Here is a 4,798-nt window from a genome sequence, read left to right as displayed (position 1 = left end):
AGGGCGGCACGGCCGAGGTCGACGGTGCCGGGGCGGCCGCCGGCAGCGGGGGCGCCGAGAGCGACGGCGACCGGGCCGGCAGGGACTGCGGCAGGTCCGCCTTCGGCACCGGCGCACCGGCGGGCAGCACGGCGAGCCGGGTCCGCATCAGCTCCACCCGGTAGGTCGTGAACTGCGACATCGTGAACCACAGGTCGGGCCCGTCGTTCCAGCGCGGTGTGAGGTACGGCGCGTAGGCCTTCGGGAAGTCCTTCGTCGTGGTCACCACCTGCGCGGGCCCCCACGGGCCGGTCGGCGCGGGCGCGGTGCGCAGGACGATCTCGCCGGTGTCGTCGACGAGGTACATCATCATCCAGCGCTTGTAGTACGACGACCAGCGCACGGACAGCTCGCCGACCGGGCCCTTCACGACGGGCACCGCGCTCGCCTCCCCCGCGGCCCAGGTGGTGCCGTTCCAGTAGCGGTAGGCCGCCGCGTCGGTGAGCTGCGCGGCGGGGACCTTGGCCAGCGACAGGTCGCCGTACCGGCCCCCGGGGATGCCGTAGACGTAGACCGTGTCCCCCGGTGCGGACCCGGCCGGCACGGGCGCCTTCGGGTCGTCGGGGCCGCCCGGGCGGACGTAGGCGACCTGGCCGAACTTCGAGTTCGCGGGCCACCGCGCGGTCGGCTGGTCGCGCCAGGTGACGCCGCCGTCGGTGGAGCTGGCGATCCCGGACCCGGTGAGCCGCCAGTGGCCGGGCTGGTCGAACGACTGCACCGACATGTACTGCAGGTTCATCGTGGCGTTCTTGGGTCCCGTGGCGATGCCGTAGGTCGGGATCACCGTCTCCTGGACGCCCTTGACCTTCTTCGACGCGATCAGTTCCTTGGCGTGCCCGGGCCGGTCGGTGATCATCCCGCGGAACGGCAGCCCCGCGGCGGGCGAGGCCGGCGGGTCGATCGAGGCGATGACGTTGGAGCGCCAGTCGGTGTGGCGCACGGAGTAGAAGTCCTTCGCGGGCGGTCCGCCGAAGGTGTCGCCGAACGCCATCGCCAGCTTGTCGCCGACCATGAACATGTGTCCGAGGTCGGTGCCCTCGACGCCCCAGCGCCGACCGGTGTCGTTCATCGACCCGGTGCCGACGAGTTCGGCCACCTTCGCGGTGGCCGAGCGCGCCACCGCCACGGGCGTCGTCGCGGTGGGTGCCCCCGGCACGACGGGGACGGGAGCCGCCAGCGCGGCCCGGCCGAGGGTGAAGACGACGACCGCCACCGCCGCGACGACGAGCGCGGCACGACGACGGGTGCGCCCGTACGGACGAGTTCGATCCCCCATGAGGGCGCACGCTAGGAACGCGCCGAGCCGGCGAGGCCGCACGCCACGCGGCATCACCCACAGGTGTCCCACACGCCACCCGGGCACTCTCGGTCCCGTCCGGCATGATCACGGCGCGTCGACCGACGCCCTCGTCGAGCCCCCGGAGCACCTCGTCCGTGAACCCCGACCCCGCCACCGTCGACGCCACGACGCTCGCCGCCCTCGTGCGCCGCGGCGCCCGGATCGCGGTCGCCGACGGGTGCGGGACCCCGCGGGCCGCGTTCGCCGCGCTCTCCTCGCTTGCCCGGGAGCGGGGGGACCTCCGCCTGGTCCTGGGGTGGATGCCGACGGTCCCGGAGGGGCTGGACCTCGACGCCTTCGTCGACGCCCGCACCGTCATGCCCGGCTGGGGGCTGCGCCCGGCCGTCACCGAGGGTCACGTGCGGGCGATCCCGGTGCGGCTGTCGGCCACACCGGCCCTCCTCACGGGGCCGCTGCGGCCCGACCTCCTGCTGGTGGGGGCGGCGCCGGACCCGCGGGGGCTGGTGCTGGGCAGCGAGGTGTCATGGGTGCGCGCGGTGGTCGACGCGGGCGTCCCGGTCGCGGTCGTCGTCGACGAGGCGCTCCCCCGCGCGGCCGCCGGGGCGCCGCTGCCCGACGACCGCACCCACGTCGTCGGGCACGCCCGGCTCGGGCCGAACGAGGTCGCCGGCGCGGCCGACCCGAGCGCGGAGCACCGCGCGATCGGTCGCCACGTCGCGGGCCTGCTGCCCGACGGCGCCCGCCTGCAGTGGGCGCCCGGCCAGCTCGGCCAGGCCGTCGTCGGCGCGGTGCTCGAGCGCGGCCGCCCGGTGCACGTCGACTCCGGGCTGCTCGGGGACGGGGTCGTGGACCTCGACGACGCCGGGCTGCTCGCCTCGGACCCGGTCGCCACCTACCTCGTCGGGACGCAGCGCCTCTACGCCTGGGCCGACGCCCGCGGCCGGGCCGGGCACCCGGTGGTGCACGGCGTCGAGCACACGCACGACCCGGTGCGCCTGGCCGCCGAACCGCCCCTGGTGGCGGTGAACACCGCGGTCGAGATCGACCTCGACGGCCAGGTGAACGTCGAGGGGACGGCCCGGGCGGTCGTCGGGGGCATCGGCGGGCACCCCGACTACGCCGCGGCGGCCACCCGGTCCCGCCGCGGCCTCTCGGTGATCGCGCTCGCCAGCACCCACCGCGGCGCACCCACCCTCGTCGAGCGGCTCTCCCGTCCGGTGACCACGGCGAGCCACGACGTCGACGCCGTCGTCACCGAGCACGGCGTCGCGGACCTGCGCGGGCTCGACCGAGGCGAGCGCCGCATCGCACTGGCCCGGGTGTGGTCGCCGTGACGTGAAGCCCCGGTGACGTCGGGATGTCTCGTGGGGACAGCGGCGGTGGCCGCCGGGTAGCGTCGGGCGCTCGCCGACCATCCCGGAGGACCGCCATGGCCGACCGCGCGCTCACCAGCGTCCCGACCGGGACGGCCGCCGAGATCGCCCGCACCGACACCGCCCCGCCGCTCCCGCCGGAGCTGCACGGCGCGCCGGAGTCGGCGCCGGACCTGCTCGCCGCCCTCGACCGCGGGGACGACGCCGCCGTGTGGGCCTGGCTCGAGGCGCACACCCCGGAGCCGGAGAGCCTGCTGCTCTACGGCCTCTTCCTCGGCGCGGGCGTGCTCGGTCTGCTGGAGTGGCCGGCCGTGGCGCTGTCATGCCTCGGCCAGCTCGTCGTGGACCGGCGCTTCGGCGGCGTCGAGAACCTCGCGGCCCAGCTGCGGGCCCGCGTCGACGCGCTCACCGGCACCGCGCAGGGCTAGGAGCGCACGAGCCGCGCGATCGCGGCCGACGCCTCGGCCACCTTCTCCTTGGCCTGCTCGTCGCCGGCCTTGGCGGCATCCACGACGCAGGAGCCCATGTGCTCCTCGAGCAGCGCGAGCGCGAGCGTCTGCAGCGCGCCGGTGGCCGCGGACACCTGGGTGAGCACGTCGATGCAGTACTTGTCGTCCTCGATCATGCGCGCGATCCCCCGCACCTGACCCTCGACCCGCCGCAGGCGCTTGAGGTGCGCCTCCTTGTGCGGGGAGTAGCCGTGCGTGGGCGCGGGTGCCTCGTCCGGTGTCTCGCTCACACCTGCCATGATACCCGGGTGGGGTATCACCGCCCGGTTTGACGGCGGTACCCCTGGGGGGTACTGCTGGAGCCGTCGACGGGAGGGCACGACGATGACGACGGCTGCGGCACCCACCGGGGAGCGCGCCACCACCGAGCTGGCCATCACCGGGATGACCTGCGCCTCGTGCGCCGCGCGGATCGAGAAGAAGCTCAACCGGCTCGACGGCGTCACCGCGACGGTCAACTACGCGACGGCCAACGCCCGCGTCGACCACCCGGGCACGGTCGCCGTGGCCGACCTCGTGGGCACCGTCGAGCACCTCGGCTACGGCGCCGCCGTCCCCACCCCCGATGAGCCCGACGGGCCCGACGACGCGCAGGCCCTGCGCACGAGGCTGCTGGTCGCCGTCGTCCTGACCGTCCCCGTGGTCGCGTGGGCGATGGTGCCGGCCTGGCAGTTCCCGGGGTGGCAGTGGGTGTCGCTGGCCCTGACGGTCGTCGTGGTGCTGTGGGGCGGGGCGCGGTTCCACCGGGCGGCGGCGCTGAACCTGCGCCACGGCACGGCGACGATGGACACGCTGATCTCGCTCGGCACGCTCGCGGCGCTCGCCTGGTCGGTGTGGGCGCTGGTGTTCGGCGACGCCGGAACCATCGGCATGCGCCACCCGTTCTCCCTCACCTCCGGCGGCGGGGACTCGATCTACCTCGAGACCGCGGCCGCCGTGACCACCTTCGTCCTCGCGGGGCGCTTCGCGGAGGCCCGGGCGAAGCGCCGCGCCGGGGCCGCGCTCCGGGCGCTGCTCGACCTCGGCGCGAAGGACGTCGCGGTGCTCCGCGACGGCGCCGAGCACCGGATCCCGGTCGAGCACCTCGTCGTCGGCGACGTGTTCGTGGTGCGGCCCGGCGAGCGGGTGGCGACCGACGGGGTCGTCGTCGAGGGGGTCGGCGCGGTCGACGCGAGCACGGTGACCGGCGAGTCGGTGCCGGTGGAGGTGTCGCCGGGCGACGAGGTCGTGGGGGCGACGGTGGCCGTCGGGTCGCGACTGGTGGTGCGGGCGACCCGCGTCGGCGCGGACACCCAGCTCGCCCGCATCGCGCACCGGGTCGCGCAGGCCCAGAACGGCAAGGCCGCGGTCCAGCGCCTCGCCGACCGGGTGTCGGCGGTGTTCGTCCCGGTGGTCGTCGCGATCGCGGTGGCGACGTTCGCCGGGTGGCTCGTGGCCGGCGGCGGCCTGACCGCCGCGTTCACCGCGGCCGTCGCGGTCCTGGTCATCGCCTGTCCGTGCGCGCTGGGGCTCGCGACGCCGACCGCGCTGATGGTGGGCACCGGGCGCGGCGCGCAGCTGGGGATCCTGCTGCGCGG

General features: G+C 75.8%; 5 protein-coding genes. 3 read left to right on the top strand and 2 right to left on the bottom strand.

The genetic code is table 11. The features are described from left to right. Positions 1-1,315: DUF4185 domain-containing protein (locus AC0CYZ_RS22595; RefSeq protein ID WP_472219483.1), on the bottom strand; the 1,315-nt coding region annotated here is incomplete at its 3' end. 158 nt (positions 1,316-1,473) lie between these two features. On the opposite strand from AC0CYZ_RS22595, the gene AC0CYZ_RS22590 reads away from it, so the two are divergent. Next, positions 1,474-2,673, top strand: coding sequence for an acetyl-CoA hydrolase/transferase C-terminal domain-containing protein (locus tag AC0CYZ_RS22590; protein ID WP_472219481.1), 1,200 nt, complete (start codon positions 1,474-1,476; stop codon positions 2,671-2,673). A gap of 95 nt (positions 2,674-2,768) precedes the next feature. Beyond that, positions 2,769-3,140, top strand: coding sequence for a hypothetical protein (locus tag AC0CYZ_RS22585; protein WP_472219479.1), 372 nt, complete (start codon positions 2,769-2,771; stop codon positions 3,138-3,140). Here the strand turns inward: AC0CYZ_RS22585 and AC0CYZ_RS22580 are convergent. Next, positions 3,137-3,451: a metal-sensitive transcriptional regulator gene (locus AC0CYZ_RS22580; protein ID WP_472219477.1), complete on the bottom strand. Its 315-nt coding sequence runs from the start codon at positions 3,449-3,451 to the stop codon at positions 3,137-3,139. The two genes, AC0CYZ_RS22585 and AC0CYZ_RS22580, sit on opposite strands and share 4 nt — an antisense overlap. A gap of 94 nt (positions 3,452-3,545) precedes the next feature. On the opposite strand from AC0CYZ_RS22580, the gene AC0CYZ_RS22575 reads away from it, so the two are divergent. Then, positions 3,546-4,798 (top strand): heavy metal translocating P-type ATPase (locus AC0CYZ_RS22575; protein WP_472219475.1); only part of this gene is annotated, 1,253 nt, incomplete at its 3' end.

The organism is Actinomycetospora sp. (assembly GCF_055612215.1).
The sequence above is the reverse complement of the archived record's forward strand: the minus strand, read 5'-3'. Positions and strand labels throughout refer to the sequence as shown.